The sequence below is a fragment of the Anatilimnocola floriformis genome (assembly GCF_024256385.1).
GTDB classification, from domain to species: domain Bacteria; phylum Planctomycetota; class Planctomycetia; order Pirellulales; family Pirellulaceae; genus Anatilimnocola; species Anatilimnocola floriformis.
Genome location: NZ_JAMLFW010000001.1, coordinates 4,944,083 through 4,970,367, shown reverse-complemented (window position 1 = coordinate 4,970,367; position 26,285 = coordinate 4,944,083). Strand labels below are relative to the sequence as shown.

27 protein-coding genes are annotated in these 26,285 nt (G+C 58.6%); 13 read left to right on the top strand and 14 right to left on the bottom strand.

The window, feature by feature from the left end; genetic code table 11:
• Window positions 1-33 precede the first annotated feature (33 nt).
• Window positions 34-291 (top strand): hypothetical protein, encoded by a 258-nt coding sequence (locus M9Q49_RS19525; protein WP_254510504.1) that lies wholly within the window; start codon window positions 34-36, stop codon window positions 289-291.
• Window positions 288-608 (top strand): type II toxin-antitoxin system RelE/ParE family toxin, encoded by a 321-nt coding sequence (locus M9Q49_RS19520; RefSeq protein WP_254510503.1) that lies wholly within the window; start codon window positions 288-290, stop codon window positions 606-608. The genes M9Q49_RS19525 and M9Q49_RS19520 overlap by 4 nt, the downstream gene beginning before the upstream one ends.
• Before the next feature lie 81 nt (window positions 609-689).
• Here the strand turns inward: M9Q49_RS19520 and M9Q49_RS19515 are convergent, their stop codons facing one another.
• Genes M9Q49_RS19515 through M9Q49_RS19505 form a run of 3 tightly spaced genes read right to left on the bottom strand, consistent with a single transcriptional unit; the run spans window position 690 to window position 3,578 of the window.
• Entirely contained in the window at window positions 690-1,802 is a 1,113-nt protein-coding gene (locus M9Q49_RS19515; protein ID WP_254510502.1) for a mechanosensitive ion channel family protein, read from the bottom strand.
• Window positions 1,803-1,836: 34 nt separating this feature from the next.
• Entirely contained in the window at window positions 1,837-2,850 is a 1,014-nt protein-coding gene (locus tag M9Q49_RS19510; RefSeq protein WP_254510501.1) for an extracellular solute-binding protein, read from the bottom strand.
• Entirely contained in the window at window positions 2,847-3,578 is a 732-nt protein-coding gene (locus M9Q49_RS19505; protein WP_254510500.1) for a metallopeptidase, read from the bottom strand. The genes M9Q49_RS19510 and M9Q49_RS19505 overlap by 4 nt, the downstream gene beginning before the upstream one ends.
• Window positions 3,579-3,745: 167 nt before the next feature.
• Here M9Q49_RS19505 and M9Q49_RS19500 point away from each other — a divergent pair, with 167 nt between their 5' ends.
• On the top strand, window positions 3,746-4,294 hold the full coding sequence (locus M9Q49_RS19500; RefSeq protein ID WP_254510499.1) for a hypothetical protein: 549 nt from the start codon (window positions 3,746-3,748) through the stop codon (window positions 4,292-4,294).
• A 137-nt stretch (window positions 4,295-4,431) separates the two neighbouring features.
• Here M9Q49_RS19500 and M9Q49_RS19495 read toward each other — a convergent pair whose 3' ends face one another.
• Window positions 4,432-5,283 (bottom strand): hypothetical protein, encoded by an 852-nt coding sequence (locus M9Q49_RS19495; protein WP_254510498.1) that lies wholly within the window; start codon window positions 5,281-5,283, stop codon window positions 4,432-4,434.
• A gap of 250 nt (window positions 5,284-5,533) precedes the next feature.
• On the opposite strand from M9Q49_RS19495, the gene M9Q49_RS19490 reads away from it, so the two are divergent.
• Window positions 5,534-7,084: an NfeD family protein gene (locus tag M9Q49_RS19490; protein ID WP_254510497.1), complete on the top strand. Its 1,551-nt coding sequence runs from the start codon at window positions 5,534-5,536 to the stop codon at window positions 7,082-7,084.
• Here M9Q49_RS19490 and M9Q49_RS19485 read toward each other — a convergent pair.
• Both M9Q49_RS19485 and M9Q49_RS19480 read right to left on the bottom strand, forming a co-directional pair.
• Window positions 7,081-8,160 carry a protein arginine kinase gene (locus M9Q49_RS19485; RefSeq protein WP_254510496.1) on the bottom strand — a complete coding sequence of 360 codons (1,080 nt, stop codon included), beginning with the start codon at window positions 8,158-8,160 and terminating at the stop codon, window positions 7,081-7,083. The two genes, M9Q49_RS19490 and M9Q49_RS19485, sit on opposite strands and share 4 nt — an antisense overlap.
• Window positions 8,161-8,312: 152 nt before the next feature.
• On the bottom strand, window positions 8,313-8,810 hold the full coding sequence (locus tag M9Q49_RS19480) for a UvrB/UvrC motif-containing protein (protein ID WP_254510495.1): 498 nt from the start codon (window positions 8,808-8,810) through the stop codon (window positions 8,313-8,315).
• Between the two features lie 263 nt (window positions 8,811-9,073).
• Here M9Q49_RS19480 and M9Q49_RS19475 point away from each other — a divergent pair, with 263 nt between their 5' ends.
• The 3 genes from M9Q49_RS19475 (at window position 9,074) to M9Q49_RS19465 (ending at window position 12,758) form a co-directional block, all read left to right on the top strand.
• On the top strand, window positions 9,074-10,975 hold the full coding sequence (locus M9Q49_RS19475; RefSeq protein ID WP_254510494.1) for a serine/threonine protein kinase: 1,902 nt from the start codon (window positions 9,074-9,076) through the stop codon (window positions 10,973-10,975).
• Between the two features lie 339 nt (window positions 10,976-11,314).
• A complete protein-coding gene (locus tag M9Q49_RS19470; protein WP_254510493.1) occupies window positions 11,315-12,337 on the top strand; it encodes a hypothetical protein in 1,023 nt (340 codons plus the stop codon).
• 19 nt (window positions 12,338-12,356) lie between these two features.
• Window positions 12,357-12,758: a hypothetical protein gene (locus M9Q49_RS19465; RefSeq protein WP_254510492.1), complete on the top strand. Its 402-nt coding sequence runs from the start codon at window positions 12,357-12,359 to the stop codon at window positions 12,756-12,758.
• A gap of 9 nt (window positions 12,759-12,767) precedes the next feature.
• Here the strand turns inward: M9Q49_RS19465 and M9Q49_RS19460 are convergent, their stop codons facing one another.
• Window positions 12,768-13,340: a GNAT family N-acetyltransferase gene (locus M9Q49_RS19460; RefSeq protein WP_254510491.1), complete on the bottom strand. Its 573-nt coding sequence runs from the start codon at window positions 13,338-13,340 to the stop codon at window positions 12,768-12,770.
• 90 nt (window positions 13,341-13,430) lie between these two features.
• Between M9Q49_RS19460 and M9Q49_RS19455 the strand changes: the two genes are divergently transcribed.
• The 3 genes from M9Q49_RS19455 to hemP all read left to right on the top strand — a co-directional run bounded on the left by M9Q49_RS19455 (window position 13,431) and on the right by hemP (window position 16,804).
• Window positions 13,431-15,056 (top strand): DUF3386 family protein, encoded by a 1,626-nt coding sequence (locus M9Q49_RS19455; protein ID WP_254510490.1) that lies wholly within the window; start codon window positions 13,431-13,433, stop codon window positions 15,054-15,056.
• 104 nt (window positions 15,057-15,160) lie between these two features.
• Window positions 15,161-16,489 (top strand): outer membrane protein assembly factor BamB family protein, encoded by a 1,329-nt coding sequence (locus M9Q49_RS19450; protein WP_254510489.1) that lies wholly within the window; start codon window positions 15,161-15,163, stop codon window positions 16,487-16,489.
• A gap of 99 nt (window positions 16,490-16,588) precedes the next feature.
• The gene (gene hemP / locus M9Q49_RS19445; protein WP_254510488.1) at window positions 16,589-16,804 is read left to right on the top strand and encodes a hemin uptake protein HemP; all 216 of its coding nucleotides are present in this window, start codon (window positions 16,589-16,591) and stop codon (window positions 16,802-16,804) included.
• 6 nt (window positions 16,805-16,810) lie between these two features.
• On the opposite strand, the gene M9Q49_RS19440 is transcribed toward hemP, so the two are convergent.
• Window positions 16,811-17,362: a hypothetical protein gene (locus M9Q49_RS19440; protein ID WP_254510487.1), complete on the bottom strand. Its 552-nt coding sequence runs from the start codon at window positions 17,360-17,362 to the stop codon at window positions 16,811-16,813.
• 85 nt (window positions 17,363-17,447) lie between these two features.
• A complete protein-coding gene (locus M9Q49_RS19435) occupies window positions 17,448-17,792 on the bottom strand; it encodes a Flp family type IVb pilin (protein ID WP_254510486.1) in 345 nt (114 codons plus the stop codon).
• Window positions 17,793-17,934: 142 nt separating this feature from the next.
• Between M9Q49_RS19435 and M9Q49_RS19430 the strand changes: the two genes are divergently transcribed.
• Window positions 17,935-18,360 (top strand): GNAT family N-acetyltransferase, encoded by a 426-nt coding sequence (locus tag M9Q49_RS19430; RefSeq protein WP_254510485.1) that lies wholly within the window; start codon window positions 17,935-17,937, stop codon window positions 18,358-18,360.
• Window positions 18,361-18,422: 62 nt separating this feature from the next.
• Here the strand turns inward: M9Q49_RS19430 and M9Q49_RS19425 are convergent, their stop codons facing one another.
• Window positions 18,423-19,262 carry a leucine-rich repeat domain-containing protein gene (locus M9Q49_RS19425; protein WP_254510484.1) on the bottom strand — a complete coding sequence of 280 codons (840 nt, stop codon included), beginning with the start codon at window positions 19,260-19,262 and terminating at the stop codon, window positions 18,423-18,425.
• 588 nt (window positions 19,263-19,850) lie between these two features.
• On the opposite strand from M9Q49_RS19425, the gene M9Q49_RS19420 reads away from it, so the two are divergent.
• Together M9Q49_RS19420 and M9Q49_RS19415 are read left to right on the top strand one after the other, a co-directional pair.
• Window positions 19,851-21,365, top strand: coding sequence for a sigma-70 family RNA polymerase sigma factor (locus M9Q49_RS19420; protein ID WP_254511870.1), 1,515 nt, complete (start codon window positions 19,851-19,853; stop codon window positions 21,363-21,365).
• Window positions 21,366-22,353: 988 nt separating this feature from the next.
• Window positions 22,354-22,884, top strand: coding sequence for a flavodoxin (locus M9Q49_RS19415; RefSeq protein ID WP_254510483.1), 531 nt, complete (start codon window positions 22,354-22,356; stop codon window positions 22,882-22,884).
• A 77-nt stretch (window positions 22,885-22,961) separates the two neighbouring features.
• Here M9Q49_RS19415 and M9Q49_RS19410 read toward each other — a convergent pair whose 3' ends face one another.
• From M9Q49_RS19410 to M9Q49_RS19395, 4 genes are all read right to left on the bottom strand, one after another.
• Complete coding sequence (locus tag M9Q49_RS19410) at window positions 22,962-23,354, bottom strand: hypothetical protein (RefSeq protein WP_254510482.1); 393 nt, start codon at window positions 23,352-23,354, stop codon at window positions 22,962-22,964.
• Window positions 23,355-23,362: 8 nt separating this feature from the next.
• On the bottom strand, window positions 23,363-23,950 hold the full coding sequence (locus M9Q49_RS19405) for a DJ-1/PfpI family protein (protein WP_254510481.1): 588 nt from the start codon (window positions 23,948-23,950) through the stop codon (window positions 23,363-23,365).
• Between the two features lie 16 nt (window positions 23,951-23,966).
• Window positions 23,967-24,893, bottom strand: a complete 927-nt coding sequence (locus M9Q49_RS19400) for a uracil-DNA glycosylase (protein ID WP_254510480.1) — start codon at window positions 24,891-24,893, stop codon at window positions 23,967-23,969.
• A gap of 128 nt (window positions 24,894-25,021) precedes the next feature.
• Window positions 25,022-26,227, bottom strand: a complete 1,206-nt coding sequence (locus tag M9Q49_RS19395) for a molybdopterin-dependent oxidoreductase (RefSeq protein WP_254510479.1) — start codon at window positions 26,225-26,227, stop codon at window positions 25,022-25,024.
• Between the last annotated feature and the right edge of the window lie 58 nt (window positions 26,228-26,285).

Sequence of the window (26,285 nt, the reverse complement as noted above, 5' to 3'; positions counted from 1 at the left end):
TAAAAACGTCATCACCCGAACAAGGATAGCTGCATGTCGACGATATCTGCGAGTGAGCTACAGCAGTTCGCCCTGTTTATTCAAGCCAAATTGCAAGCTGGCGAAGGCCATCTATCTCCTGAAGACGCGCTTGATCAATGGCGCGATGATCATCCCTCCGATGGCGAATTCGCCGAAAATGTGAGGGCAATCCAGGTGGCGTTGGATCAGTTGGACGCAGGCGAGCGAGGAATCTCTGCAGCGGAGTCGGTACAAAGACTGCGAGATCGTGCCCGGACACCGCGTACATGAAATATACGATCGCTGTTCTGGCGGCAGCGCATGCTGACGTAGAACAAATCATCGATTGGCTCGAAGAACGCTCGAAAGCTGGTGTCATCCATTGGATTGAATCCTATGAAGCAGCATTGGATGTCTTAACTCAAGAGCCGGAACGCCATGCACTAGCACCGGAAGCATCGGTATTGCAGCGGCCCGTCCGCCAGTTGCTCTTTCGCACTCGTCGAGGTCGTCGCTATCGCTTGATCTATCTAGTCGATGGAATGGAAGTTCAGATTCTGCGAGTTCGAACTCCTTCAGAGCGTCCACTCGACTCTTCTGATATCTAATTGCCGCTTGGGCGTTGGCCGCCCGACATTCCGTCCTCCGTATTCCTTCGCACCTCGCCTCCCATTCTCCCGCACCTCTTCCTAGCTCCCAGCCTTCTCCTCCCCCTTCGCCGTCAGATCCGTCGCTTGAATATTGACCGTCGTCGGTTGCGGCGACGCAAACTTGATTCCTGCTTCGCCGAACTTTTCGAACAGCCAAAGGTTGATCGCCTGCTGAATGTCCATGTAGAGGTTGTAGTCGGGCGTGAGGACGAAATAGACCGCTTCGAACTCCAGCGATGAGGCCGCGAAGCCTTTGAAGTGAGCGCGGTCGAAGCGGATGTTGCTTTGCGTCTCGACTGCTTCGCGGAGCAACTTGGAGACACTAGCCAGTTTGTCGCCGGGCGTTTGATACGACACGCCGATGGTGAAAACGATTCGCCGTTCTTGCATCCGTTTGCAATTCCGAATGCGGCTCTTCAGCAGGTCGGCATTCGAGATGATCAGCTGCTCGCCCGACAGGCTGCGGAGATGCGTCGTCTTGATGCCGATCTTTTCGACGGTCCCCATTTGGTCGCCGACGATAATGAAGTCGCCGAGGACGAACGGCTTGTCGAGCATGATCGAGAGGGACGCAAACAGATCGCCGAGCACGTTTTGCGCGGCCAGCGCGACCGCGATGCCGCCGATGCCGAGGCCGGTGACGAGCGCGCTGACATCAACGCCCAGGTTTTGCAGCACGAGAAGCGCGATGATGGTCCACAGCGCGAGCCGACCCAGAAAGCCCACGGTCGTGACGGTGGTCACGCTCGCCGCGTCGGTCGCCAGATTCTTCAGCGAGTAGCCCTTCACCAGCAACGAGATGATCGCGTTGCCAGTCAGAGCGGCTTGCAGCAGCACCGCGACGGCTGCGACGGTGTTCAAAATTGCGGTCGTCTTCGGCGGCAAGGCAAGCGCGAGCGAAGCGATAAAGACGGCTACGATCAATAGCAGCCACAGCCGAACGCTGGCCAGCCCTTCGACGAACGAGGCGCCGGCGTCGCTCGGCAGTTTTTCATTCAGCTTGCGCAACCGTGAAACGAGCACGGCTTGCACGAGCTTCGCGATAATGAACACTGCGAGAGCAGTGCCGATCGCGATGGCCCACTGGCGAAGTGTGTTGCCGTAGAAGGGGAGTTCCAAATCGGCGCGAAGCTTTTCCCAATTGATTGGCACTGCAAACTTTCTAGTTACCCACTCGACTCTGAAATTACGGGGCTAAAAACTGTTCTTGAATGAACTTGGCCGCGGCATCCCAGCGCTTGGCCGCGGCAGCAAAATCGACGGCCATCGCTTTCACCGTTTGCGGCGTTTCGACGCGGGGCCTGGTCGTAACCAGCTTGCTGAGAGGAATCTGTGCGCTCGGTCCCTTGGCCAGCGTTTCTTCCACCCCAGCCGAGAGAAGATAGTCGACAAGTCGCCGCGCTTCCTGGGGATGCGGGCAACCCTTGATAATCGCCAGCGTGTTCGGAATAAACAGCGTGCCGAGTTCGCCATCGCCGCGATCGGGATAGACGATCACAACCGGGCTTCCTTTTTCGATTTCGATGATCGCATCGTCGGTATCGGTCAAGCCGAAGGCATATTTGCCAGCTGCGACCGATTCTGCGACCTGCTTGTTGCCGCCGAGGACTTGCACTTCGTTTTTTCGCAGCGACATAAAGAACGATTTCGCTTCCTCATCGCCCCACACCGTGAACAAGCACGCCGCGTGAGTCGCCGTGGTGCCGAAGAGGGGCTTGGCGAGGGCAGTCCGTTTTTGATATTTCGGATTGGCCAGATCGCGAATCGACTTCGGCATATCGACTTCATCGACCAAATGCTTGTTCACAATCAAGATGCGAGCCCGTGCGGCAAAGCCGTGCCAGGCTCCATCTTGGCTGCGAAACAGTTCCGGATAGTGCTCTTCCGGCGGCGAATGATAAGCATCGAGCAGCCCGCGCTCTGCCAGCCGCAGCGTGTTGAGAATCTCGTTGTTCCAAAAGACATCGCACCGCGGTCGATCGGCTTCGCTGATGATCGCTTGCGTCAAGCCAACGGATTTTGTGCTTTCGAGATCGTATTTGCCGAGCGTTTTGATTTTCGTCAGCTGCGTAAATTCGTTCAGCACCGGCTCGGAAAACTCTCGATCGAGCGCGGCATAGACGACGACTTCGGGCTGTTTGCCGCAGCCACATAGGCTGCAGCAGAGCGCAGCGATTGCCAAACCACTCCACCATTTCATGGCAACTTACCCCAAATGCCTTCCAGCAAGCGGAAGGTCTCTTCATCGTGCTTCTTCAATTCGCCGCTGACGAACGGAAAGAAATCGTTCGTCCCAAGGTAGCACTCCGTCATCTCGGCGAAGAACTCCTTGTGGTTGGTCAACGCATAATGCTTCACCTCCCGGCCGGTAACGAGCAACGCCTTATCATACAGACCGGCCTTCTTCACACGTTCATAGGCTTCCTTGATCCCGGCATGTTCGAACGACAACACCTGGTCGTGATACGCGTGAGCCAACTCATGTAGCAGCACGAACGGCTGCTGCGATTGATGTCGCCGATCGAGGAAATATTTGGCCCGCGGAATGTGCACCACTTTTTCGCACTCGGCAGGATGACCGTTGTCCTTCAGCCAGCCAAGCGACGGATGGTACTGGGCCTGCACCAGTTTCTCGTTGTGTACGTCGAGGCGAATCACGATCTTCTGCAAATCGCTGACTCGCTCGGGCTGCACGCGGGTCTTGATGTCATACAGTTGATTGGCGACGACGCGCAGTGTGTTTTCTTTCAATTCCGCGTACTCTTGCTTGTCGAACGTTTCATCGACGTGAACGGTCCAGCCTTCGATCTGTTCGATGCGATGCGTACCGGCGGGCGTTTTCGCGAACTTCTCGGCGGCAGCACAGTGCGCTGACCAAACGAGGGTGGTGAACAGTAGAGATAGAACGGTAAGGCAGGAGAGTTTCATGGCGGGGAACTCGCAGGGGAATTCTGGAATGACCGGCCGTTATTATGCCTGAAAGGAGTCACGCACGCAGTAAGTGAAATCGATGTGGATTCGCGAAGGGAGTTTGATTCGCGGCTCTTGGGAAAAAGTACTTGGCGTGGAGCAGGATCGACGCCAGAATCAGTTGCATGTTCAAGCTCTTGAAAGCCATCTTCCTCGGTGAGGAACCTGATCTCGCCACGCTGCCGCCGCAGACCCAGATGCCGTTTCAGCCGGTCTTTGCCAACTACGAGCGGCAATACGGAGTGCCCGTCGAATTGCTGCAAAAAGGTTGGCTGCTGCATCAATTCGGCGTCACGCCGTTTGTGATCGCACTGCCGCGGCAATTCACTGTCCGGTTTGCCGCCGATGGCACGTTGCAAGCGGCAACCGACAAGCCGCAGCCCGAACTGACCGCCAAACTACACGGCGGCTTCGACGAGAACCCGCTGCTGGCCCTTGAGTTTGTCGCTGATCAAGCCGAGCAGCGAGGTGTACCCGTGCATCAGGTCGGCCACTGCGTTTGTTGTTACGATCCGACTGCCGCCGAATCCTATTCGATCGCAATGCGGAACTTCGTCATCGGTCTGCCCGGCGGTGTGATCGAGCTGAAGATGTGGGGAACGCGCGAATCGGCGGCAACACCGCTGCTGAACGAAGTGCGCAACATGGTGCCGCACTTGGTTGGGCGAAAGTGAGCCCAGTTTCGAAAGATTAAATCCGCTTGATCTTTTTCAGCAGCGAATCAGAGTGGAGCCCAGCAGCAAATTTGCCCGCGATCGCCGGTCCCCTCTGGTTGTCGCGGGCATTTTCGTTGGCATAAGTCCGCATTGAACTACCGCGGCCAGAGCACGTTTCGCGGTTTTTCGCGGGCGAGTTGCGGTTCGCCTTCTGAGCTGGTTTGTTTCTTCACCAGCCGGCGATCGACAAAGTCGAGATAATCATCCCAACCGACACGCTGAGAGTTTTGTACGCTTTGCCGTTTCATCAGCTGCCGGCGCGACTCGGCTTTGGCGCGGGGATGAGTCATCAACTGCGGTAGCTCGGAGCTCGACCAGCGGTTGGCGATGCCGCGCGAAAACGGATCGACATAGCTGCGTTGCAGCCAGGCCGAGGCGTCGATCAGTTGCGATTTCGTCCCGGTCACGCTGCGGTTCAGTAGCGACCAGACGGGCGATGGCTTGAGGAGTTCCGAAAAGACTCCTTCGAGCTCAGCTTCGGCCGCGGCGGCCAACTCGGCGGCCGCATATTCGGCTGCGATTTGCCTAAGTTCTTCATCGGCCAGTGGGTTGTCACCCATCGCTGTGTCGTAGGCCGGGTCGTAGCCGGTTTGCAAATCGGCTTCGTCCACATCTGGCAAGATCAACAGCGGCAGCGGTTCCGAGCGAATGGCCAGCAACGCGACTTCGCGCGGGCTGAGGAGCGGGCTGCAGGGCGAATAGACGGTCCCTTCAGTCCGATCGAGTCCACAGCCATCGGAGTAAGTCACTTCGGCTGCGGCCATTTCTGTTTTCGCAGGCGCGACCTGCTCGACGGCCGAACCGCTGTTCTTGGCCGGTTCGGCTGCCGATTGCGTTCGTTCGGCGACGCGGTGTGCTCCGCGGTCTTGAGCCGAAAAGCGCACGACGGCCAGGATTCCTCCCAGGCAGATCGTAAAAATAGCTAGCGCTTCCAGCGAACGATTCATCTCACCGCTCCCACCACGACGTTGCATCCCGCTACGTTGCAGACCAAGACTCAAGCGATATCGGGAAGCGGCGACGCTACGGATCAGGCAATTGCTATCAGCCAGCAAAACCGTACCGACTGCGGTAACTGTGCGCTGTATTACGACGCTGTGTTGCGGCTGCCTGCTCCCGTTATTCGTCGCAATTTGCTCCGTTTGCGGTAGAATCAGTGAGTCTGCTCCTTTTCCTCTGATTTGCGAATCGCTGCTCATGGCCGCTCGTTCATCTTGGTTGTCTCGCCCGTCGCGGATCTTGCTGTGGTGCGCTGCGCTCGCATGTTCCACGGCTTGGCTGCTGGCGCAAGAGCCTGCGCAGCCGGTTGAGAAGGAAGCAGCGCCGCCGGTTGCCGAGAAAGTTGCGAAGAAATTTGAAAACGCCGCCGTCATTCAATTCGAAGGACCAATTACGGCGTGGCTCGAAGGGTATCTGAAGCGGAAGATCACTGCCGCGCAAAAGGCCGGCGCTGATTTGATCGTGATCGAGATCGATAGCCCGGGCGGCAATCTGCACGAGAGTGAACAGATCGCCGACATGCTCAACAACTTGTCGGCTGCTCACACCGTGGCGTTCATTCCTCGCGAAGCTTACAGCGGCGCTGCGATGGTCTCGCTCGGCTGCGACGAAATCATCATGCGGCCGTCGGCCCGCATCGGCGACGTCGGTGTGATCTTTCGAGACGAGAACTTTCTCTTTCAGCACGCGCCGGAAAAAATCCGCAGCCCGGTTGTGACGGAAATGCGGGCCCTGGCCGCCGAACACAAGCGGCCGCCGGCCCTCGCCGAGTCGATGGTCGATCTCAATGTCGAGGTTTTTCGCTACGTCAATCAACGAACCAACGCGGAAGACTTTCTGTCCGAATCTGAAGTTGCCGCGAAGGCCGATGCCGTCGACTGGCAGCAACATGAGTTGGTTTTGGAATCGAAGAAGGGAAGCTTTTTGACGGTGACCGGCGCTCGCGCGCTAGAGTTGCGTCTGGCCGAAGCGAATGTCGCCAGCCTGGAAGAATTGAAAGCTCGCTACGAGGTTGAAGGCCGCTGGCTGAACTATCGCGTCAACAATATCGACAAGACGGTTTACGTGCTTAATCTGTGGTGGGTCACTGGGCTGCTGTTTGTCGTCGGTCTCGTCGGCATTCTGTATGAATGCAGCGCGCCGGGAACGTGCATTGGCGGCTTGCTCGGGCTGACCTGTTTTTCGCTCTTTTACTGGAGCCGATTTCTGGGCGGCACGTCGGGCTGGTTGGAAGTGATGCTGTTCGTTCTCGGTGCAATTTTTCTCGCCATCGAACTTTTTGTGCTTCCCGGCTTCGGCGTGGCAGGTTTCGCCGGCCTCGCGATGATCGCGACCTCGCTGATTCTGGCCTGCCAGAATTTTGTGTTGCCCGAAACGACCCAAGAGATGCAAACAACCGGCGCCGCGGTTGGCACCCTGGTCGTATCGAGTTTGGTTTTTGTGGGCATTGCTTACGCGATGATGAGTTACATCGGCAAGATTCCGCTGCTCAGTCAGCTCGTTCTCGCGCCGTTGCCGTCGGCGACGACGGACGAAGATGAGGCCGCGGAAACCGGCATTCCTTCAATTAAGAAAATCCCCGTCGGCGCGCTCGGTAAAACGACAACAATTCTCCGCCCCAGCGGCCGCGCCATTATCGATGGTCAGCCCGTCGATGTCGTATCGACGGGCGATGTGATTGCCACGGGCAAGTCGATCCGCGTGGTCGAGGTCGGCTATCAGCGGATCGTGGTGGAAGAAGCGGACTAGTTGTGTTCCGCCGCGTCATCGCCCGTCCGTTTGCGGAGGTGCGATTGCAGATACAGGGCCCGCTCGACGTTGCGGTCCTGCGTTTCCAGTTCCAAGCCTCGCAGCTTTTGCAGATGTGCTGGCTGCGTGTGAATGAAGAGCTTATTGATCGTCGGAATCTCAAGATCTTGGATCAAGCCGAGATTGATGCCCATCCGCACGCTGCTAAGCAAGTGCAGTGTTTCTTCGCTGCTGATCTGCTGCGCCGTGCAAAGGATTCCGTAGGCCCGGCTGACGCGGTCGTGCAGATCCTTGCGGCTTTCCTTGACCAGGAATGAGCGGGCCTGGCGTTCGTAGTCGATGATCACGGGAATGACTTCGCCGACCTGCTTGACCAGTTCTTCTTCGCTCTTGCCCAGCGTCACTTGGTTGCTGATCTGGTAGAAATCGCCCATGGCCTGCGAGCCTTCGCCGTAGAGTCCGCGGACGGCGAGTCCCATCTTTTGCAGGCTGCGAAAGACCTTTTCGATTTGCTGCGTGATGACGAGCGCCGGCAAATGGAGCATCACGCTCACGCGCAGGCCGGTGCCGACGTTGGTGGGGCAGGCCGTGAGATAGCCGAGACGTTCGTGAAAGGCGAAGTTCACCCGCTGATCGAGCCAGGTGTCCATTTGGCTGGCTTGTTGCCAGGCCGAGTCGAGATCAAAGCCGCTGTGCATCACTTGCATGCGGAGGTGATCTTCTTCGTTAATCATCAAGCTGAATTGCTCGTTGGCGTCGATGAAGACGCACCGCGCGCCACTGGCATCGGCCAATTCACGGCTGATGAGTTGCCGCTCGACGAGAAACTGCCGATCGATGGTCGGCAGGCCGGCGACATCGACGCTGATCAGTTCCTTCCAATCGTTGACGCTTTGAATGGCATCGCGAAAGGTCTTTTCGATCCCCTGGCGGTCCTGGTCATTGCAGCGGCGAATGAACGGAAACTCGGCCAGGTTGCGAGCCAGACGAATACGGCTGCTGATGACGATGTCGGATTGCGGGCCAGAGCCACGCAGCCATTCTCCGCAGCGCTCGGCGAATTCATTGAATTTCACGTGGTCGCCCGCGGGATGGAAAGGAAAGATAGGACAAGTGTTGTCATTATAGGCAAATCATTGGCAGGGGAGCGAGACTAACTGCGTGCTCGCAGAAACAAACTGAGCACTCTCTCAGCAACCAGCTGAATACTCACATCAATCACACGGGCCTATTTTTCCAAATCGCGAATTTGATTTCGCAACCGGGCGGCCTCTTCATAATTCTCTTTTTCGACTGCTTCCTTCATTTCGCGGCGCAGGCGGATGAGTTCCGTCTTCGAGTCGGTTCCCTGCGCGGTGTGAGCCGGGCGTTTGCCGCTGTGACGCGTTTCGCCGTGGATATTCAGCAGCAGCGGAGTAAGCTCTTTTTCGAAAAAGACGTAATCGTGCGGACAGCCGAGCCGGCCTTGATTGCGAAACTCGAAAAACGTGATGCCACAGACCGGACAAGCCCGCTGATCGAGCTTGGCGAGTTCATCGGCGGCCTGACCGATCTTCAGCTGTTTCGCTAGCACAGCCGCCAGCGTGGGTGGCGGCGGCGCACCGGCATCGTTTTGCACGAGGTATTGCTTCGCGCACGTTTCGCACAGGTGATGCTCATGCGGCTCGGTGCCGGTGAGTTCCGTGATGTGAAACGTCGCCGGCTTTTCGCACTGTTGACATTTCATGGGAGACGCCGTCGTGGAAAGCGGTGGATGGGAATCAAAGTATTCTACCAATCGCCGAGGGAAGCGGGGGAGGCGGGATGTGCAAGGCGGGGGAAATACAGGATCAAGGGCGGGTCGTCAACGTTCAATTCAGAGCGCGACAGTTTGCCGCTTTCGCCGGTCGATCCAGGTATCGGCTCGCTGCCAGAACTCAGGCGCTACATATTGGGGCTCTGCTGTGCTAAGTTTGTGGCTTCCCTGTCTAAGGTCATTGATTTGGCAATATGAGTGGTGTGTCTCCCAGTGGCGCGAATTTGCGGCGACGTGAGTTTCTCACGGTTGCGGAGGAATTAGCCGTTCTGTCGGCTCCCACGGTCGCCTTACTGCGCGAACAATCAAGCTCGCAGGGTGTGCCGCCCATCCAGCTGGCCTTGCAAAAAGCCCTCGTCACGCCGACGCAGATCGACATTATCGAAACGCTCTGCCGGCCGCTTGAAATTGTCCCGGGCTACGAGATCACCAATATGATCGGCCAGGGAGGAATGGGCGTGGTATTCCGCGCCAAGCAACTGAGCCTCGATCGCGATGTCGCCATCAAGCTTGTGCCGCTGCATCAGTTGGCGGGCGACGTAGCGGTCAAACGCTTCGAGGTCGAGGCGCAGGTCGTTGCCAAGCTTCAGCATCCGAATATCGTCGCGGCCTACGATTTCGGCCGGCATGAAGGCCGACTGTACTTTGTGATGGAACTCGTCGAAGGGCTCGACGCCGATCATCACATCCGCCGGCATGGGGTGTTTGATGAAACCACAGCCTGGCAAATCGTTCGCCAGGCTGCGGCGGGGCTCGCCGCGGCGCAACATACCAACGTCGTGCATCGCGACGTAAAGCCGGCGAATATCTTGCTGGTTCGGCCACCGGCCGGTTACCCGCTGCCGACCGGCGTGCCACTCGCCAAGCTCGGCGACTTTGGCTTGGCGTGGTTGACGACGGCGTCGGATGAGAGAACTCGGCTGACGTCGACCAACGTCACGCTCGGCAGTCCGCACTACATGTCACCCGAGCAACTAAACGGCGATGTGGTCGATTATCGAACCGACATCTATTCGCTGGGCGCAACTGCGTTTCATTTGCTCTCCGGCCTGCCGCCGATGGCTGGCTTCGACATCACCAAACTGATGGCGATGAAGTTGCAAGGGAAAACCGAATCCTTGCGGGCCACTCGCCCCGATATCACGCCCACCTCGGCCGATCTCGTTGATGAATTGATGGCCCACGAGCCCGGCAAACGGCCGCAGGACTATGGACTGCTGATCGAGCGAATCGATGAACTGATCGGCCAGCAGGGACTGAGCGCTTCGCGGCGGATGTTGATGAGCACGCAGTTGTCGGTGCCGACTCCGACAGTTGCCATGCCAGCAGATCCTCAAGCGGTCACGCGTCCGTCGCCGCGCGATGCAGTGCATAGCGAAACGGTGGAGATGCCCACCGAGTCGCCGAAGTCGCAACGTACTCGCATTCTCGCAGCTGCCGCTATCGCTCTCGTCTGCCTGGCCCTCGGCGCCGTTGCCTTTTTGAGCTTGAACGGCCCAGGCGCGCCGGATTTGGTACCCAGCGAAAATGTCATCAGCCTGCCCTATCAAGGTGCGTCGTTCAATGATTGGAAGCGTCTGGCCGGTAGTCGCTGGGCATCGACGACGAACGACGATCAAGAGAATGTACTCGAAGGCGACGGCGTGTTGATTCGCCGTTTCCCCGAACTGGCGACCGCGGCCAACGGCAACTTGCAGTACTTCCGCCTGGAACTCTTCGTCGAATTGCACGACGCCAAAGTGCTCGAAGTGCATGTTGACGTGCCCGAAAAAATCAACGAGCCCGGCGATGATCGGCGCGTCGTGCTCCGGATCACGCCCCAAGGTTCACAGGTGGGAAACAAGCGTGGCGATCTGCAAGGTTGGTTGCCACGGTCGAGCGTCGTGCCGCTGCGGAAGACTCGCTACGACAAACACGCGGTGCGAATCGAACGGCACTCTTCGGGCTGGTATGCGTTTGTCGACAACGATCCGGTTGGTTTTGATTTTTCGCACCGGCCGCAGGTCAGCCACGAATTTCGCCTGGTTGCCGAGGATGGCGAAGCGTGGTTCAGCGATTTCGTGATCACTGAGCTCGCGCCCCGCTCGCCAAAATAGCCCTGCACGAAGTAAGTGGCGTGCGTCCTGCCTTGACCTGCTGGCAACGGCAAACCAGACTCAAGTAGAGGTAGTTTCTTCGGAGTTTTTGGGTTCATGCCGCTGCGCGCACAATGTTCGGCTGGTCACTTGATGATGGTCCCTGACCATCGTGCTGGGACTGTGCTGCGCTGTCCGAATTGTGGCATTGATGTGCAAGTTCCGGGAACACCTCAGGAACTCCCCAAGCCACGCGCCGCTACGATTTCGCAGAAAAGTGGGAACGCAACCGCGGGACGGCAATCGGCGCGAGTCGCAGGACACTCGGTTGCAGCGAAATCCAGCCATGATGTGGCGGGGATGATGCCGCCACCGAAGTCGCGCGTCAAAAAGCCCGGGCTGGCAGCCGAACAGACATCGGCAAAGATGGAACCGCCTGGCGAAAAAGTCGCGGAAGAACAACTCGCCGATCCGTTCGTACCAACGATCACCGCGATCGTGAATGAGCCGCCGGCACCTGAGATCACGTTCACTTCACCAGTGGTAGTCTCGGCAGCGCCGCTCGCACCTCGCAAGAACGATCCGACGACAACGGATACCGTTGAGGTGCCGCCGAAGAAGTTCATTTCAGCAGAGAAGGCCGTTGCACCAACTCCGAAATCAAAGCCGCTGTTTGTAATCGAAGACGAACCGCAGGCGCCACCGATCTCAGCGACCATTTTGGCGTCGGTTCCGGTCGGACCAACAACGGCACGCTTCGAGGTTGCTCCGCCGATCGTAGCTGCTCCGACCGTTCCAGAACCATTGCCTATCGCGCCGCAGGTTGCAACGCCGCCGGCCGCGACGTTGCCTGCCGTAAAAAGCACGGTCGAGCCTCAACCGGCGATCAAGACTTCGGCAACGCCTGCACGGCCGAAAAAGTCACAGCGACCAATGGTCTGGCCGTTAGCGGTGGCGCTGCTGGCGGCAACGTTCATCAGCATCGCGCCGGCGGTTTGGGAGCTCTCCGATTATTTTCGTAGCGCGGGCGCCTTCACGGTATCGAGTTGGGTCTTCTTGCTCTTGATGCTCGGGATGGTGCAGTTCGCCACCGTGGTACTCCTCGCGCAAGTTCCCGATTGGGCCAGTGTCTGGATGGTCACGCTGCAGTCGCTGGCCTTCGCCGCGATCTATGCAGCGCTGCTCGGCTTGACCATCATGACCAGTGGCGAAACATCGCTCGTGTCCACGTTGCAACTCGATCAGCAATATGCCACCGGCAAGGCCCAACCCTGGTGCATCTTTTTGGCGGCTGTTTATGCCTGCCTCGCGTTTTTCGCGGGACGAATGAGCGCCCAATGGCGCAAGCGGCATGCAATCCAGCACGCTGCGGCCCACGCTTAGTCTGCAAGGAAGAAATGAAATGGCGCGGTGCGAGCAAGGCTATTTGTGCGAAGTGTGTGGCGAAGACGTCGGCGATATCTGGCACAGCGAACTCTATCTGCGCTACGTGATCGGCCAGCTCGATCCTGAAACGCTGCACACGACACCGGAAAAGCACATTCGCTGCACGCCGGTGCTCGCCCAGTTCGTCGTGCACGAAGCCTTCCCGCCGATCAGCGTCGAAGGGGACTTCGATAAGCGGCATCTCGATCCGAAATTTGTCCGCGACCGCGAAGAGCTTGTCACGCGCGGTTGGCTGCGGCTGTGCGAACTCGGCCAGCAACCCGACGGGCTGTCGTTGCTGGAATATCCGCTGCCGGAAGTGCAGCAGCAGTTGGAACAGGCCGCGCTGCGGAGCATCGCGAAGGATGCCCGCAGGTAAAACGCAGCGCTAGCCGAACAGCTGCTTGACGTTTCGCTCTCGCTGCCAATCATCGGGTGTCATGTACCAGCGCATGATCCAATGGCCGCAGCGAAAGCTCCAGGCTGTTTGCAGCCGTTCGAGCCAAGGGATGCTGCCGCGACGAAAACCGAGTCGCTGCAGTAAACGCAGGCAGCGTGCATTTCCGGCGAAGCAGTCGGCGATGAAGATCTGAACCTTGTGCACGTCAAATAGTTCGTCGAGCACCTGCCGCAAACCTTCGCGCGCACAACCTCGGCCCCAGTGTTCGGGGTCGACGTTCCAGCCGCTGTAGCAATGTAGCTGGCCATTGCCGCGGTAGAGCATCTGCGTGGAGTAGCCGACGACTTCCTCGTTCGCAACGAGCGAAGTGTAGCGATACGTGAAGTCCCCCTTCGGCTGAGTTTCCAGCATGCGCGATTTCATCTCCTCGAGCGTATCACTCGCTTGTAAGCGAAACTGAAAGACACTGACGCGCGGATCGGTGCGAATGCGATAGAGGGTCGGCAGGTCGGCTTCGATGACGGGCCGGATGGAGATGTTTGGCGGACTGTGGCTTGACATATCGTGCAAATCGCTTATGATCCGACGCTACTGAGACTCACTATCAATTAGGGATCGCAGCCGAGCACGCGATACGCAAGGGTTTATCAAATGTCGTTTGTGCGAATGTTAGCACTTCTGAGCTTGAGCGCCGCGGTGGCGAATCCTGCGTTCGCAGTTGAGTCAGCTCAAAGCGCGATGGACAAAGCCCACCACGGTCGAGCTACGTGGGAGAAGTTTCCGGGCTTCACTGCGGAATTGAAAGTTGCCTCGGCTGGTAAGGCTGCAGCCGGAACATTGAAGGTTTCCGCCGACGGCAAGCTCGAGATCAAGCTGGGTGATACCAAAGGTCTCGAATGGGTCGAGCGCTCGCTCAACTCGCTGATCGGTCATCGCTTGGCCGACGATCAAGGCGCCACGAATCTCGAATATGCCGACGAAGACACCAGCCATCCGCTGGGGCGCTTGATGAAGTCGAAAGACGCCAACGAAAAGAGCCTGTGGCGTGTGGAAGGGGACGTGCTCACCGAAGTGCATCGCTTTCACGGCGACAATCACATGGTCATCAGCGTCGGCGAAGTTGCTCGCACGCCGGAAGGCAAGCACCTGCCGAAGAGCTATAGCGTTACCACTTGGAACAAAGCCGGTGAGATTGTCTCCACCCGCCAAGTGCTGCAAGATTGGAAGCGAATCGACGGCGTCGATCTGCCGGTGCGGGTGCTCGCTGCGATTAACAAGGACGATGGAACTCGCGTGGTCGAAGAAATCAGCTTTGCCAATCATCAGTTGCTGAAAGCCGATTCGCCGGCGGTTTCGCACAAGGAACTCCCGGCGATCAAGGTCGGCGTGACGAGCGCCGGAGCCGCCATCGCCGGTGGCAATCTGTATGTCTACGGCGGTCACATGGGCTCGGCCCACAACTACTCGGCCGATCAGCAAACTGGTGCGCTGCTGCGTTTGAATCTCGCCAAGCCAGAAGCTTGGGAAGAAGTCTCGACGGGGCCGAAGCGGACTGGCCTGGCAATGGTTGGTTATAAAGGCCAGGTCTATCGCATCGGCGGTTGGGAATCACGCAACGACAAGGGCGAAAAGTGGCTCCTCTATTCCAGCAAGGACTTCAGCCGGTTTGACCCTGCCACGGGCAAGTGGACCGAACTCACGCCGATGCCGCGCGGTCGTTCCAGCCATGACGCGGCTATCGTCGGCGATCACTTGTATGTCGTTGGCGGTTGGGAACTGAACGGCGAAGGTGATGGCGATTGGCACAACACGGCGCTCGTTTGCGACCTGTCGCAAGAAAAGCTCGCTTGGAAAGAAATCGCCAAGCCCGAGTTCTTCCGCCGCGCTCTCGCCGTGGCTGGTTATCAGGGCAAGCTCTATGTCCTCGGCGGCATGACTAACGACAACGAAGTAACCCAAGCCGTTTCGATCTACGATCCGAAGTCGGACAAGTGGAGCGAAGGGCCGAAGTTGCCCGGCAGCGGCATGGCGGCGTTCGGCCCATCGGCCTTTGGCGGCAACGACGGCCTGTATTGCACCGTTCAGGATGGCTCGCTCCTTCGCTTGTCGAACGACGGCAAGAGCTGGGAGAAGGCCGCGACTCTCAAGCATCCTCGGTTCTTCCATCGTCTGGTGATCAGCGACGATCAACAGATCCTGGTCGTCGCCGGCACCAGCCGCACGGGCAAAACTACGGAAACCGAAGCCATTCGTTTCGGTGGTCCAGAAAAGAACTAATTCCTCAGGAACTCCGCGGCAGATCTCCGCCTGCCGCAAACCGCCGAACGCACGCACCGGCGTGCGTTCGGCTTTCGTACACACCCGCAGCTTCGAGTATCACGATGTCTCCCGCCTGGTTGGTTTTGCTCAGTTTGTGCTCCGCCGACGCGACTCCCGCCTGGCCGGCGTTTCTCGGCCAGGGAGCCTCGGCCGTTGAAGCCAATTCTCTGCCGCTGGAGTGGTCGCCGACGAAGAACATCGCCTGGGAAGCTGCCATTCCGGGGCACGGCCAATCGAGCCCCATCGTCTGGGGCGACCGCGTGTTCGTCACGTCGGTCGAAGGCGACATGAAGGACACCAACCACGTCCTCGCGTTCAGCCTCGCCGACGGCAAGCAGCTGTGGAAGGATTCGTTTGAATCGTCGGACAAGGTGAAGAACAGCCTCTACGTCAGCCGAGCGGCCCCCACGCCGGTGACCGATGGCAAGAATGTCTATGCATTCTTCGAGAGCGGCGATGTGGTCGCCATCTCAATGGAAGGGACCGAACTCTGGCGGAAGTCGCTTTCGACCGAGTTTGGCAAGTTCAAAACAAACCACGGCTTGTCGGCTTCGCCGGTTCTCTTTGGCGACGCTGTGATCGTGCTGATCGAACACGATGGCCCATCGTACTTGATCGCCCTGAACACCGCCGATGGCAAGACCAAGTGGAAGACCGACCGAACCAGCCGAACCAGTTGGAGTTCGCCGGCGCTTGTGAAAGCGGGCGAATCGATGCAAGTCGTTTGCAGCTCGTCGGGATCAGTCGATGGCTACGACGCGGCGACCGGTAAGCAGCTCTGGACTTATGAAGAAGTTGGCGGCAACACATCGTCGACTCCCGTTCAAAACGCGGCCGGTTCGTTCCTCGTCGGCGCTTCGGCTGGTCGCGAAGCCGAACGGGCCGATCTCGCCAAGAAGAGCAACCTGGCCATGATGATCGACATCGCCAGCGGCAAGCCGGAGCCCAAAGTGCTGTGGCGCAACGAACAAGCTTCGCCGACCTTTGGTTCGCCCATGGCGTATGGCGGCCAGGCGTATTGGGTCAATCGCAGCGGCGTGGTTTACTGCCTCGACGCGGCTTCGGGCGAATCGAACTATACACAGCGGATCAAGCAATCGTGCTGGGCCACGCCGGTGGGCTTTGGCGATCGCGTTTATTTCTTCGGCAAGGATGGTCACACCACGGTGATTCGGAGCGGCGCGAAATTCGAAGTCCTCGCCGAGAATCAGTTGTGGGATCCCGCCGCGGTCAAACCCGATCCGGCCAAAGGCGCCAACGAAGACACTCCGGAAAAGCGAGCGGGTGCGGCCAACTTCGCCGGCGCGACGCAATACGGCGTGGCCGTCGTCAACGGCAGCTTGCTGATCCGCACGGGCGAGAAACTGTTTTGCCTGCGTACGTCGCAGTAATCATCCCGCGTACTCCTCCTCAACGCTGGTACTTGAATGAATCACATCACTAGCTTTCCACGCAGCGGTCCGTTGCGTCGCATTATGCGAGAGGCTGCCATGACGACCGAAAAGAATTCAGGCCCCCCCGAAACCGCTCTGCAACTGCCGGCGCCGGGCACGGTCACCAGCGAGATGCTGAGTGCTGATGAACAAAAGCGAGTTTGGAAGTCGGATGACCTGCTTGGCAGTGATACCGAAGCCCTGATCGTTCATCGCGGCCAGACCTATCGCCTGCGCTGCACCAAGCAAGGCAAGTTGATTCTCTATAAGTAATCTGTTTCAAGCCAAACTGCTGCGGAGCACCGTTCGCCGCAGGCATTGCTCGGCGACATACAAGCCCGCGGCCCACACCGCCAGCAAACTCAATAAGTGCCAGCTCAAGCTGGTTATCCACGGCCGGGCAAACGACCAAGTGTTGAACGCCATGTTCACATTCAAGCTCGCGGTCGTGTAGAAGTGCGAAACGACGACCAGCGTCAGCACCAGCAGATAAGCTCGCCACCAATCATCGCGCAGGCCGCCTAAACGCTTCAGGCCTACGATGCCGACGCTCATGCCGCCCAAATGCGTCAGGATCGATGTCGGATAAAAGTCGCCGCCGGTGGCCAGCGAAACGAGCCACATCGGCACACCAAAGCCGAGCATCACCAGGCCCATCGCCGCGATCGAGCGCGATCTTAGAACCAGGCCCACGCCGACAATCAGATCGGCCAGATGACAGGCCCAGAGGAGGTTTTCCCAACGGCCGTGAACCAGCTGGTAACCGCCGTGCAACAGAAAGAAACTAATCGCTGCCAGGCCATAAGCGGCCGTGTTGCGTGAGTTGTGCATGATGGATTGTGCATGCTGAGTTGAGCACGCTTCCAGAATTGGCGTGGCAGGCGCCAATCGGGAGAAATCTCCGTGTCTATGAAAACTAGGGGCAGAGCGCGCCGCTGGAACCAGTCGATCCACTCGAGCCGCCAGTTGTGGTCGAACCGGAACCAGTCGAACCAGAGCTGCTGCTGCCGGAACTTGAACCGGAACTATCAGAGCTCGAGCTGCCCGACGAACTGCTGCCGCTGGAATTACCGAATCGGCCCACCAGGCTGTTGGGGTTTCCCACGTCGGTTGCCGTGCGCGACAACTGTGTCTGGCTTTGCGTGCCGACCTGCGCCACGCCGAGCGCCACCGCAATCGTCACCGCGCCAATCACCACGGCCACTTGCACTGCCGTTGCGCCGCGACGCAGTTTCCGCAGCCGTCTATTCCACACATTCATTCTTTGGTTCTCCTGAAGGGATGTTGCGAGCGTTCCGTTTCCAGAGCGTACAATCTGTGGGTGACGCGGCTGGACGGCGGCAGCAGGGCGAAGCGAGATTCCGCAACTTTTTAAGACTTCCCCGACACTCTGTCGTAACCTTATGTCCCTCATCATTCGCCCATTCCAACCCGACGATGCGACAACTTTGCGCAGCCTGTTTCTGGAGACTCGTCGCGCTGCGTTCGTTTGGCTGAACCACGAATCGCTCCAACTTGCGGACTTCGACACGGCTACGCAGGACGAACCGATTCTCGTCGCGACGCTCGGCGAGAAGATCGTGGGCTTTGTCTCATGGTGGCCGCCAGAAAACTTCGTCCACAATCTGTTCGTAGATATGGCTCATCAGCAGCAGGGGATCGGCGAGCAACTGCTCGCGGCCTGCCTGAAAGAAATCGGCCGCCCCGCCACGCTCAAGTGCATGGAAAAGAACGTCCGCGCGCTGGGCTTCTACGAACGCCACGGCTGGCAGATCGCCAGCGAAGGAACGAGTGAGGATGGAGCCTATTTTCTGATGCGGCTTAGCTGATTCGGGCCCCTCACCCTAACCCTCTCCCCGAAGTACCGAGGCGAGGGAACAGAACAAGCGCGTTACCACTTCAGCGATTCCACATTCACCCGCACGCCGTACTTTTTCAGTTCAGCCATCTGGGCCGTTTTCGCCGCTTCGCTTAGCGGCGTGTCGCCCAGATAGAGCTTCCAGAACGGCGCAAACCGCTTTTGGCCTTCGAAGTCCTTCTTGGCCATTTCGACCAGCACGGCGAGGTCGCTCACCTTGCTGTAGTTGAGAAACAGGAAGCGGAGCTCGGTCAAACCGGCCAGCGGCGACAGATCGGTAATGCTGGTGTACCGCAAATCAAGGCGTTCCAGGCTCTTCAGTTCGGCCAGCGGCTTGAAGTCTTCGATCGGGTTGGCGTTGAGATAAAGCGAGTAAACCTTCTTGGTCTCCGTCAGCGGGCTGATGTCCTTGATCTTGTTGTTGCCGGCGTACAGGTTCCGCAGGGCAGAGATCTTCTTCAGCGGGCTGAGGTCCTCGATCTGATTGTCGTTGATGCTGAGGTACTGAATGTCGGTCAGGCCGGCCAGCGGTTCGAGGCTGACAATCTTGTTCTTCTCCAGCCGCAGCTGCTGGATGTTCTTCAGTTCCTTCAGCGGCGTTAGGTCGACGATCTCATTGTTCATCAGCTCCAGCTGAGCGAGGCTCTTGCACTTCTCCAGGCCGGTCAGATCTTTGATCTTCTTGTCGGCTCCTTTTACGATCGCGATGTTCGCTACGTCCGCTTCGACCAGCGGCATCGTGTTGTTCCGCTTTTCAAAGACTTGCTCCCGCACGGCAGCTTCCAGGTTCTTATCCGGAAACAAATCCGCAGCGAGCGTCACGATCGGCAGCGACAGGCAGGCGATAGCAGCGACGAACAATGAGCGAAGCATAAGCGACCAACATCGGAGAGGCGGGGAAGAAAGCGAAGCCGATTTCATTCGGCCTGGGAAAGCACTCACAGCATACTCAGCCGCGCGGCGCGGTTCCAGATGCAGCGACTCGCCAGCGCAAGCTGTATGACCCATACAACCGCGCCGAGTTCGCCGATTATCCGCAAAAATCGGCACTCTCCGCCGTTCTGGCACTACTCCTTCAATCCCTCCTCCGTAGCATTCCTTGTTGCTTCGCGGCAACGTGATGCGGGTCCGCTGTGGCGACAACACCACACTTGACATTCGCGCGGCGGCAATTAAGTAACGGCGTTCCTAGTCCAAAGTGCTGCCCTGTCAAGAGTTTCAGACTCAAGATGCGGGCCAGCACACAAGCCAATCCAGGAGGGGCATGGGCCTTGCTTTACTTCCAATTATCACCGCGAGTCAACGCTGCGGTTTCTCACCTTGGAGCAGTAATCGATGGCCAAAAGCTTCCGCAAGTCTCTGCCAGTCTCCGTTCAGCCAGCCGCCGCCAAAAAGGGCCCGGCGAAGAAGGCCAACGGTCACGCCCGCACTGGCGACGATCGCCTCGGCCTGGGTGATGAAATGGACGACGCAGTAGTGCTGGAAGAAGCCGAAGAATTCGGTTTCGTCGAAGAAGACATCACCACTGTCGAAGACGAATCCGACAGCGTCGACGCCACCGACGACCCGGTTCGCATGTACCTCATGCAAATGGGCCAGATTCCGCTCCTCAACCGGGCCGAAGAAATCTCTGCCGCCCGTAAGATCGAAGCGACTCGCAAGCGGTTCCGCCACTCGATGCTCGCCACCGACTACGTCCTGCAAGGGGCCGTCGAACTGCTCGAAAAGGTTCGCGACGGTCAACTCCGGCTCGATCGCACCATCGAAGTCAGCGTGACGAACACGACTGAGAAGAAGCGGATCATGAAGCGGATCTGGCCAAACCTGGTCACGCTCAAGAAGCTGCTCAAGGCCAACCACGCCGACTTCCGCATCGCCATCAGCAAGCAACAGCCGAAGAAGGCTCGCCACCAGGCCTGGATCAACCTCACCCGCCGCCGCAACAAGGCCGTTCGCCTGGTCGAAGAAATGAACCTCCGCAACAACCGCCTCCAGCCGTTGTTCGACAAGCTCAAGGAAATCCAGATCCGCATGCGTGTCCTGCGTCACCAGGTCAAGGAAGCCAAGGCCACCGGTTCCTTCTGCGGCCGCAGCCACAGCGAACTCCGCAAGGAACTCGTGCACCTGATGCGGATCACGCTCGAAACTCCTTCGACCCTGACTCGCCGCATCGAACGGACCGAAGCCTATCACCAATCGTATGACGCTGCGAAGCGAGTTCTCTCGGCAGGCAATCTGCGTCTGGTGGTGTCGATCGCCAAGAAGTATCGCAACCGCGGTTTGAGCTTTCTCGATCTGATTCAAGAAGGCAACACCGGCCTGATGCGTGCCGTCGATAAGTTCGAATACGCTCGTGGTTTCAAGTTCAGCACCTACGCCACGTGGTGGATTCGCCAAGCCATCACCCGGGCCATCGCCGATCAAAGCCGCACCATCCGCGTGCCGGTGCACATGATCGACACGATGAGCAAGGTCCGCATCATCACTCGTCAACTCGTCCAAGAACTCGGTCGCGAACCCACGGCCGAAGAAACCGCCCGCCGCGCCGGCCTGTCGCTCGAAGAAGCTCGCTGCATCATCAAGATGGCCCGTCAGCCGTTGTCGCTCGATCAACCGGTCGGCGATCACGACGACAGCTACTTCGGTGAGTTCCTCGCCGATCACCGCGAAGACGATCCGTTGTTCGAAGCCAACCAGGTCGCTCTGAAGAACCGCATCGAAGAAGCCATGTCGACCCTGAACTATCGCGAACGCGAAATCCTCCGCCTCCGTTACGGCCTGACCGACGGCTACGCCTACACGCTCGAAGAAGTGGGCAAGATCTTCTGCGTCACCCGCGAACGCGTCCGCCAGATCGAAACCAAGGCCGTCCGCAAGCTGCAACAACCCTACCGGGCCCGCACCCTGCAAAGCTTCGTCGAAGGCGTGGAAATCCCCGCCGACGACCTGGATGCCACCAACGTCCTGCCGCGATAGTTCAGGCACACGAGTGCCTGCAACCCTCCCGCCCGCTATTCCGAGGGAGGGTTATATAACAGGTGATGCAATATTTTTGCGAGCTCCCAACTCTCGATCCACCAACAACTTGCACCAAAAAACCGCGGTAATAACACCCTCCCGATATCACAGATTATTGCACTCCGCTCGACTGCCCAGCAGCCCTCACCTCACCCGCCGTACCTTGCGATCCGCGCGCACCGGTACCGCAGCGACCTCTGTCGATTGACCAAAGACCTACCAATTTGAAAAAGAGCAACTGCAAAATTAGACCCTGAGTCGTGACAACTTAGGTCCTTCCTTCTTGGGGCCGATGTTCGATGAGTTGCTGACCCTGCTCACTGTTTCCAAGATCTCGCGACCGTCCGGCCTCGTGCCGGCGGGGCGATCACTGGTCAGCTACCATCGCTCACTGCGACTCTTCCTTCGTGACCACTGGGCTCGCCCCAGTGGAACGCTCACTGCGTAGCTAAGGGGTCAGACGATCCCGTACCAGCCGGAAAGTGAGGGCCCCATCGGCACGAGGCCGATGGTCGCTCGAATCGTTTGACGCTGGCGGGATCCCGTAGTTCGAAGCCATGCTTCGAATGAGGGATTCAGATCCTTGCACGTGGCGAGTGGCAACTCGTCCGAAGCATGGCTTCGGACTACGTTTCCCTGCCAGCCCCTCTGAGCACTCTACCGCTTCCCCGGCTTGACATCGAATTTCTCTCGGGGCAAGCTAACCTCCGTTAGCAAACTTGTTCTGTTAGCAGCCGGTTGATCTCCATCGCCGGTTGCCTCCGTTCGGCCCGCCATCCTCTTCGACAGCATTCTGGCCGAATGTGAAATGCTTGCCTGCAACCTTCGGACGCTCGCGCGTCGAATCTGCACGCAGTCTTCTTTCAGTCAACAAAGTAGCCAGCTTCTTGTGCCTCCGATCGGGACTCTCCCGATCGATCTCAACTCAAAACACGGAGATGGTGAAATGACTTCGATGGCGATTTTCTACGGTTCCAGCACCGGCAACACACAGACGGCTGCCGAAAAAATCAAAGAGCAGATGGGCGAGTGGATTCAACACATCGCCGACGTCGCCAAAGCCGAGCCGGAAGACATGCTGCCGTACGATCTGCTGTTCCTCGGCGTATCGACCTGGAACATCGGCGAAATGCAGGACGACTGGGGCGACTTCCTGCCGCGGATGAAAGACCTGAATTTCAAAGGCAAGAAGGTCGCAATCTTCTGCCTCGGCGATTCGGTCGGCTATTCCTACAACTTCCTCGATGCGATGGGCGAACTATGGGGCGTCGTCAAGCCGCTCGGCGCCGAGCTCGTCGGCGTCTGGCCCTCGGCGGGCTACACGTTCGATGACTCGGCCGGCAAGTTCGACGACAACCACTTCCTCGGCTTGGGACTCGACGAAGAAAACGAATCCGACCAGCACGACGCGCGCATTCACGCCTGGCTGCTGAAGGTAATGCAAGACATCGGCCTGCTAGAAAAGGCGGATGCCTAAACGGTCCTAACTCCCTCTCCTCGGTACTCCGGGGAGAGGGCTGGGGTGAGGGGCCGAAGCGGCGCTCAAACTCAGCATCAATTTCCACGGAACGCCCGCTCATCGACGCGCGCCAGCGTGAACACACCGCTCCCATGATCCACGGGATCAGCGTAGGGCGCGGCGTTGAACCAGTCGTAGTCCACTTCAATCTCGTTTCCATTCCGGCGCAAGCTCCCTTCGCCGGAGAGGACGAGGTCTTCACTCGAGGCGGGAAGCGATAACGCCGTGATTAGGCGTTCGACGAGGGGAGTCATGGTGGCGTCTTCAGCCACTCTGATTCCGTCGACGGAGAATTGCACTACTCGATAGCTGCCGATCTGATCGGGGCCGATTTCGGAATAGACAGTCCAGCTGACGCCGACTCTATTTTCGTCGACGAGTCGGCAAAAGTCCGCGAAGTCCGCCACGAAGATGAATTGATCAGACATCGAACAACTTAAGTGCTGATCTTCGTACCCAGCAGCGCCAAGAACTGCTTGATCCACTCCGGATGCGCCGGCCAGGCCGGTGCCGTGACGAAGTTGCCGCAGGTGTGCGCATTGTCAAACGTTTCGGCAGCGGGGACGAATTCGCCGCCGGCCAGTTCCACTTCCACCGCGCAGGCTGGGTAGGCACTGATCTTCTGACCGCTGATGACCCTCGCTGCCGAGAGCAACTGCGCGCCGTGACAGATCGCGGCGATCGGCTTTTTCTTCTCGGCAAAGTGCTTCACGATTTCCAGCACGCGCGGCGTGAGTCGTAAATACTCCGGTGCGCGGCCGCCGGGAATCACGAGCGCATCGAAGCTCTCTTCAGCGAGCGTGTCGAAGGTCGCCGTCACGCGAAAGTTGTGCCCCGGCTTTTCGCTGTAGGTTTGATCGCCGTCGAAATCGTGGATCGCGGTCCGCACCGTCTGACCGGCCTTCTTGTCGGGGCAAACGGTTTCGACCTGGTGGCCCGCCATCAGCAACATCTGATAGGGGACCATCGCTTCGTAGTCTTCGACGTAGTCGCCGACGAGCATCAGGATTTTCTTGGCGGCCATCTCTTCCTCGTTGGTATTAAGAACTGCGTTTGGTGGGATCGATTCCCATGTCGCGCAGCATCATTTGCAAATCGTCCCACACAAACTTTTTGGCATCGGGATTTCGCAGCAAGTATGCCGGGTGGTACGTGCAAACGACTTTGATGCCGCGATACGAATGAAACTTCCCCCGGAGCTTGCCGATCGACAGCGTAGTCTCGAGCAGAGCTTGCGCGGGCGTCGCGCCGGCGCAGACGATGTATTCGGGCTGGATCGTATCGAACTGCTTTTCGAAAAACGGCCGGCACTTGGTGACTTCGTCCGGCTCCGGCTGGCGGTTGTCCGGCGGCCGACACTTGAGGACGTTCATGATGTAAACGTCCTCGCGTTTGAACGTGCAGGCCTCGATGATCTTCGTCAGCAGTTGTCCCGCGCGGCCGACGAACGGCTCGCCTTGTTTGTCTTCATCCGCGCCTGGGGCTTCGCCAAAAAAGACGACGCGCGCATTGACGTTGCCCACGCCAAAAACGGTTTGCGTGCGATTGCGAACCAGGGCCTGGCAAGCGACACAGCCGGCGACTTCCTTTTTCATCTTCGCAAAAACATCGAGCCGTTCGTTGCTGCTGAGGCAGGGACTGCTGAACGGCAAGCCAATGACGCTGGCGCCGGGAGGAGCGGGTGGGCTGGCAACTGGCTTGGCGCTGGCCGCAGCTTTTTTGGGCATCGGTTCGTCCTCGTGACGAGCGGGAAGAGGAGTCGGAGCAGGTCTGGGAGTTGGAGCAACCGGAGCATGGGCAGTCGCCGTGTGCGCCACCGGCGCAACAAACGGCAGCGCGCCGATCTGCTGCACACCGGCTGCGCGCAGCGACTCAAGCTGCTGCACGATCATTCGGCGGAGCATGTCCTGGTCGTTCATGCCGTTGAATGTAGGCCACTCGGCCAGAAGGGCCAAGGGGCGAACCACAGTCGCCTTTCGCTCCGCGAAAGGACGCGTCTTTTACCCATCGCGATTCGCGCGCCCTGCCGGCTTCCTAGGCGACTCCGCCGGCGAAAGACGCGTGCTCTCGCGGAGCGAAAGCCGACTGTGTACTTTCATCCCACCACTTCAAACTCCTTCACCTCGATCGAATTCCGCCCGGTCTTTTGAATCGGCCGAGGCTCGGGTTGTGCGAAGTCGTTGAGATCGACCGCGCGGACGCGGAGTGCGTATTGGCCTGGCTTCAGGTCGGTAAGTTTCAGCGACCAACCGACCATGCTGTAGCGAAGCGGCCAGGTGCGCGGTTCGCCGGTTTTTGGATCGAAGCCCAGAATCTGTTTGGATGAGATGCCAGCCGGCAACTGCGTCGACCAATCGCTGGGTGACTCATCAAGTGCCGCGGGAATCCATTTCTCTTCTTTGTTCTCGTCGCTTGTCAGCGAATACTCGACGCGCTTCAAACCCGAGAGCCCCGACATCGCGGTGCCGCTGACTCGCAGCGGTTTGTCGGCGGCGACCTTCGCGGGAACATTTTCGAAATACGCCGCTGTTTTTAAATACGACTCAGGATCGTTGTTCTGTTCGGCGTAGGTGTCGTTCGCTTTGTAATCGTTGGTCAGGCAGATCCGCTGCAACCATTTGATCGACTTGAAGCCGTGGGCCCACGGAATGACCATTCGCACCGGGCCGCCGCGCATGAGCGGGATTGGTTCGCCATTAAGGCGGTAGGCGAGAAACGCCGGCAGTTCGCCTGGCGGCGTCTCCATGGCTTGCGTGTAACTCAGCGATGATTGAAACAGCTGCTTCGGATCGTTGTTGTGAAAGCCCCAGTAGTAAATCCGCCGCACATTCTTCAGCGGCGAGCACAGCCGCAGCACATCACGCAGCGGCACCCCTTCCCACAATCCCTGACCAAGCGGCGCGGGGATGTTGAGGCATTGCATGGCTTTGAGAAATTGGACTTCGTGCTTCTTGCCGAGTTCCAGCAGCGCGGCGAGATCGAGGGAGTTGTCGGTTTCGCTTTTGAGTTCCTTCCCGGTGGCAAACTCCTTTTGCTCCGGCGTGGCGGGACCGTCGATGGTGATTTCAAGCCGCCAAGTTTCTGGTGTGAGCTTCGCCGCAACGAGCGCTTCGCCGACGAGCGAATGCGGCTTGGGCGTGCCGCGCGAGACATCGCGAAATTTATCGGCTGGTGTGAGAAACGGCCGCTCGGTTGCATTCTCTTCGGCGGCAGCAACCGGCGATTCCAGCAAACCGCCCGAGAGCGCGGCAGCAGTGAGAACAGACGAGGTCTGCACAAACTCACGTCGGGAGAGAGTCATGGCGGCACCTGGTGGGAGGGAAATGTCGAAGCAGTTCCCACATTCTGTGCGCTGTTGA

Bases quoted from the DNA above. Each gene is read 5' to 3' on its own strand.
- M9Q49_RS19525 (WP_254510504.1), top strand. From the start codon at position 34: ATGTCGACGATATCTGCGAGTGAGCTACAGCAGTTCGCCCTGTTTATT.
- M9Q49_RS19520 (WP_254510503.1), top strand. From the start codon at position 288: ATGAAATATACGATCGCTGTTCTGGCGGCAGCGCATGCTGACGTAGAA.
- M9Q49_RS19510 (WP_254510501.1), bottom strand. From the start codon at position 2,850: ATGAAATGGTGGAGTGGTTTGGCAATCGCTGCGCTCTGCTGCAGCCTA.
- M9Q49_RS19505 (WP_254510500.1), bottom strand. From the start codon at position 3,578: ATGAAACTCTCCTGCCTTACCGTTCTATCTCTACTGTTCACCACCCTC.
- M9Q49_RS19500 (WP_254510499.1), top strand. From the start codon at position 3,746: ATGTTCAAGCTCTTGAAAGCCATCTTCCTCGGTGAGGAACCTGATCTC.
- M9Q49_RS19495 (WP_254510498.1), bottom strand. From the start codon at position 5,283: ATGAATCGTTCGCTGGAAGCGCTAGCTATTTTTACGATCTGCCTGGGA.
- M9Q49_RS19490 (WP_254510497.1), top strand. From the start codon at position 5,534: ATGGCCGCTCGTTCATCTTGGTTGTCTCGCCCGTCGCGGATCTTGCTG.
- M9Q49_RS19480 (WP_254510495.1), bottom strand. From the start codon at position 8,810: ATGAAATGTCAACAGTGCGAAAAGCCGGCGACGTTTCACATCACGGAA.
- M9Q49_RS19475 (WP_254510494.1), top strand. From the start codon at position 9,074: ATGAGTGGTGTGTCTCCCAGTGGCGCGAATTTGCGGCGACGTGAGTTT.
- M9Q49_RS19470 (WP_254510493.1), top strand. From the start codon at position 11,315: ATGATGCCGCCACCGAAGTCGCGCGTCAAAAAGCCCGGGCTGGCAGCC.
- M9Q49_RS19465 (WP_254510492.1), top strand. From the start codon at position 12,357: ATGGCGCGGTGCGAGCAAGGCTATTTGTGCGAAGTGTGTGGCGAAGAC.
- M9Q49_RS19460 (WP_254510491.1), bottom strand. From the start codon at position 13,340: ATGTCAAGCCACAGTCCGCCAAACATCTCCATCCGGCCCGTCATCGAA.
- M9Q49_RS19455 (WP_254510490.1), top strand. From the start codon at position 13,431: ATGTCGTTTGTGCGAATGTTAGCACTTCTGAGCTTGAGCGCCGCGGTG.
- M9Q49_RS19450 (WP_254510489.1), top strand. From the start codon at position 15,161: ATGTCTCCCGCCTGGTTGGTTTTGCTCAGTTTGTGCTCCGCCGACGCG.
- hemP (WP_254510488.1), top strand. From the start codon at position 16,589: ATGACGACCGAAAAGAATTCAGGCCCCCCCGAAACCGCTCTGCAACTG.
- M9Q49_RS19440 (WP_254510487.1), bottom strand. From the start codon at position 17,362: ATGCACAACTCACGCAACACGGCCGCTTATGGCCTGGCAGCGATTAGT.
- M9Q49_RS19435 (WP_254510486.1), bottom strand. From the start codon at position 17,792: ATGAATGTGTGGAATAGACGGCTGCGGAAACTGCGTCGCGGCGCAACG.
- M9Q49_RS19430 (WP_254510485.1), top strand. From the start codon at position 17,935: ATGTCCCTCATCATTCGCCCATTCCAACCCGACGATGCGACAACTTTG.
- M9Q49_RS19425 (WP_254510484.1), bottom strand. From the start codon at position 19,262: ATGCTTCGCTCATTGTTCGTCGCTGCTATCGCCTGCCTGTCGCTGCCG.
- M9Q49_RS19420 (WP_254511870.1), top strand. From the start codon at position 19,851: ATGGACGACGCAGTAGTGCTGGAAGAAGCCGAAGAATTCGGTTTCGTC.
- M9Q49_RS19415 (WP_254510483.1), top strand. From the start codon at position 22,354: ATGACTTCGATGGCGATTTTCTACGGTTCCAGCACCGGCAACACACAG.
- M9Q49_RS19410 (WP_254510482.1), bottom strand. From the start codon at position 23,354: ATGTCTGATCAATTCATCTTCGTGGCGGACTTCGCGGACTTTTGCCGA.
- M9Q49_RS19405 (WP_254510481.1), bottom strand. From the start codon at position 23,950: ATGGCCGCCAAGAAAATCCTGATGCTCGTCGGCGACTACGTCGAAGAC.
- M9Q49_RS19395 (WP_254510479.1), bottom strand. From the start codon at position 26,227: ATGACTCTCTCCCGACGTGAGTTTGTGCAGACCTCGTCTGTTCTCACT.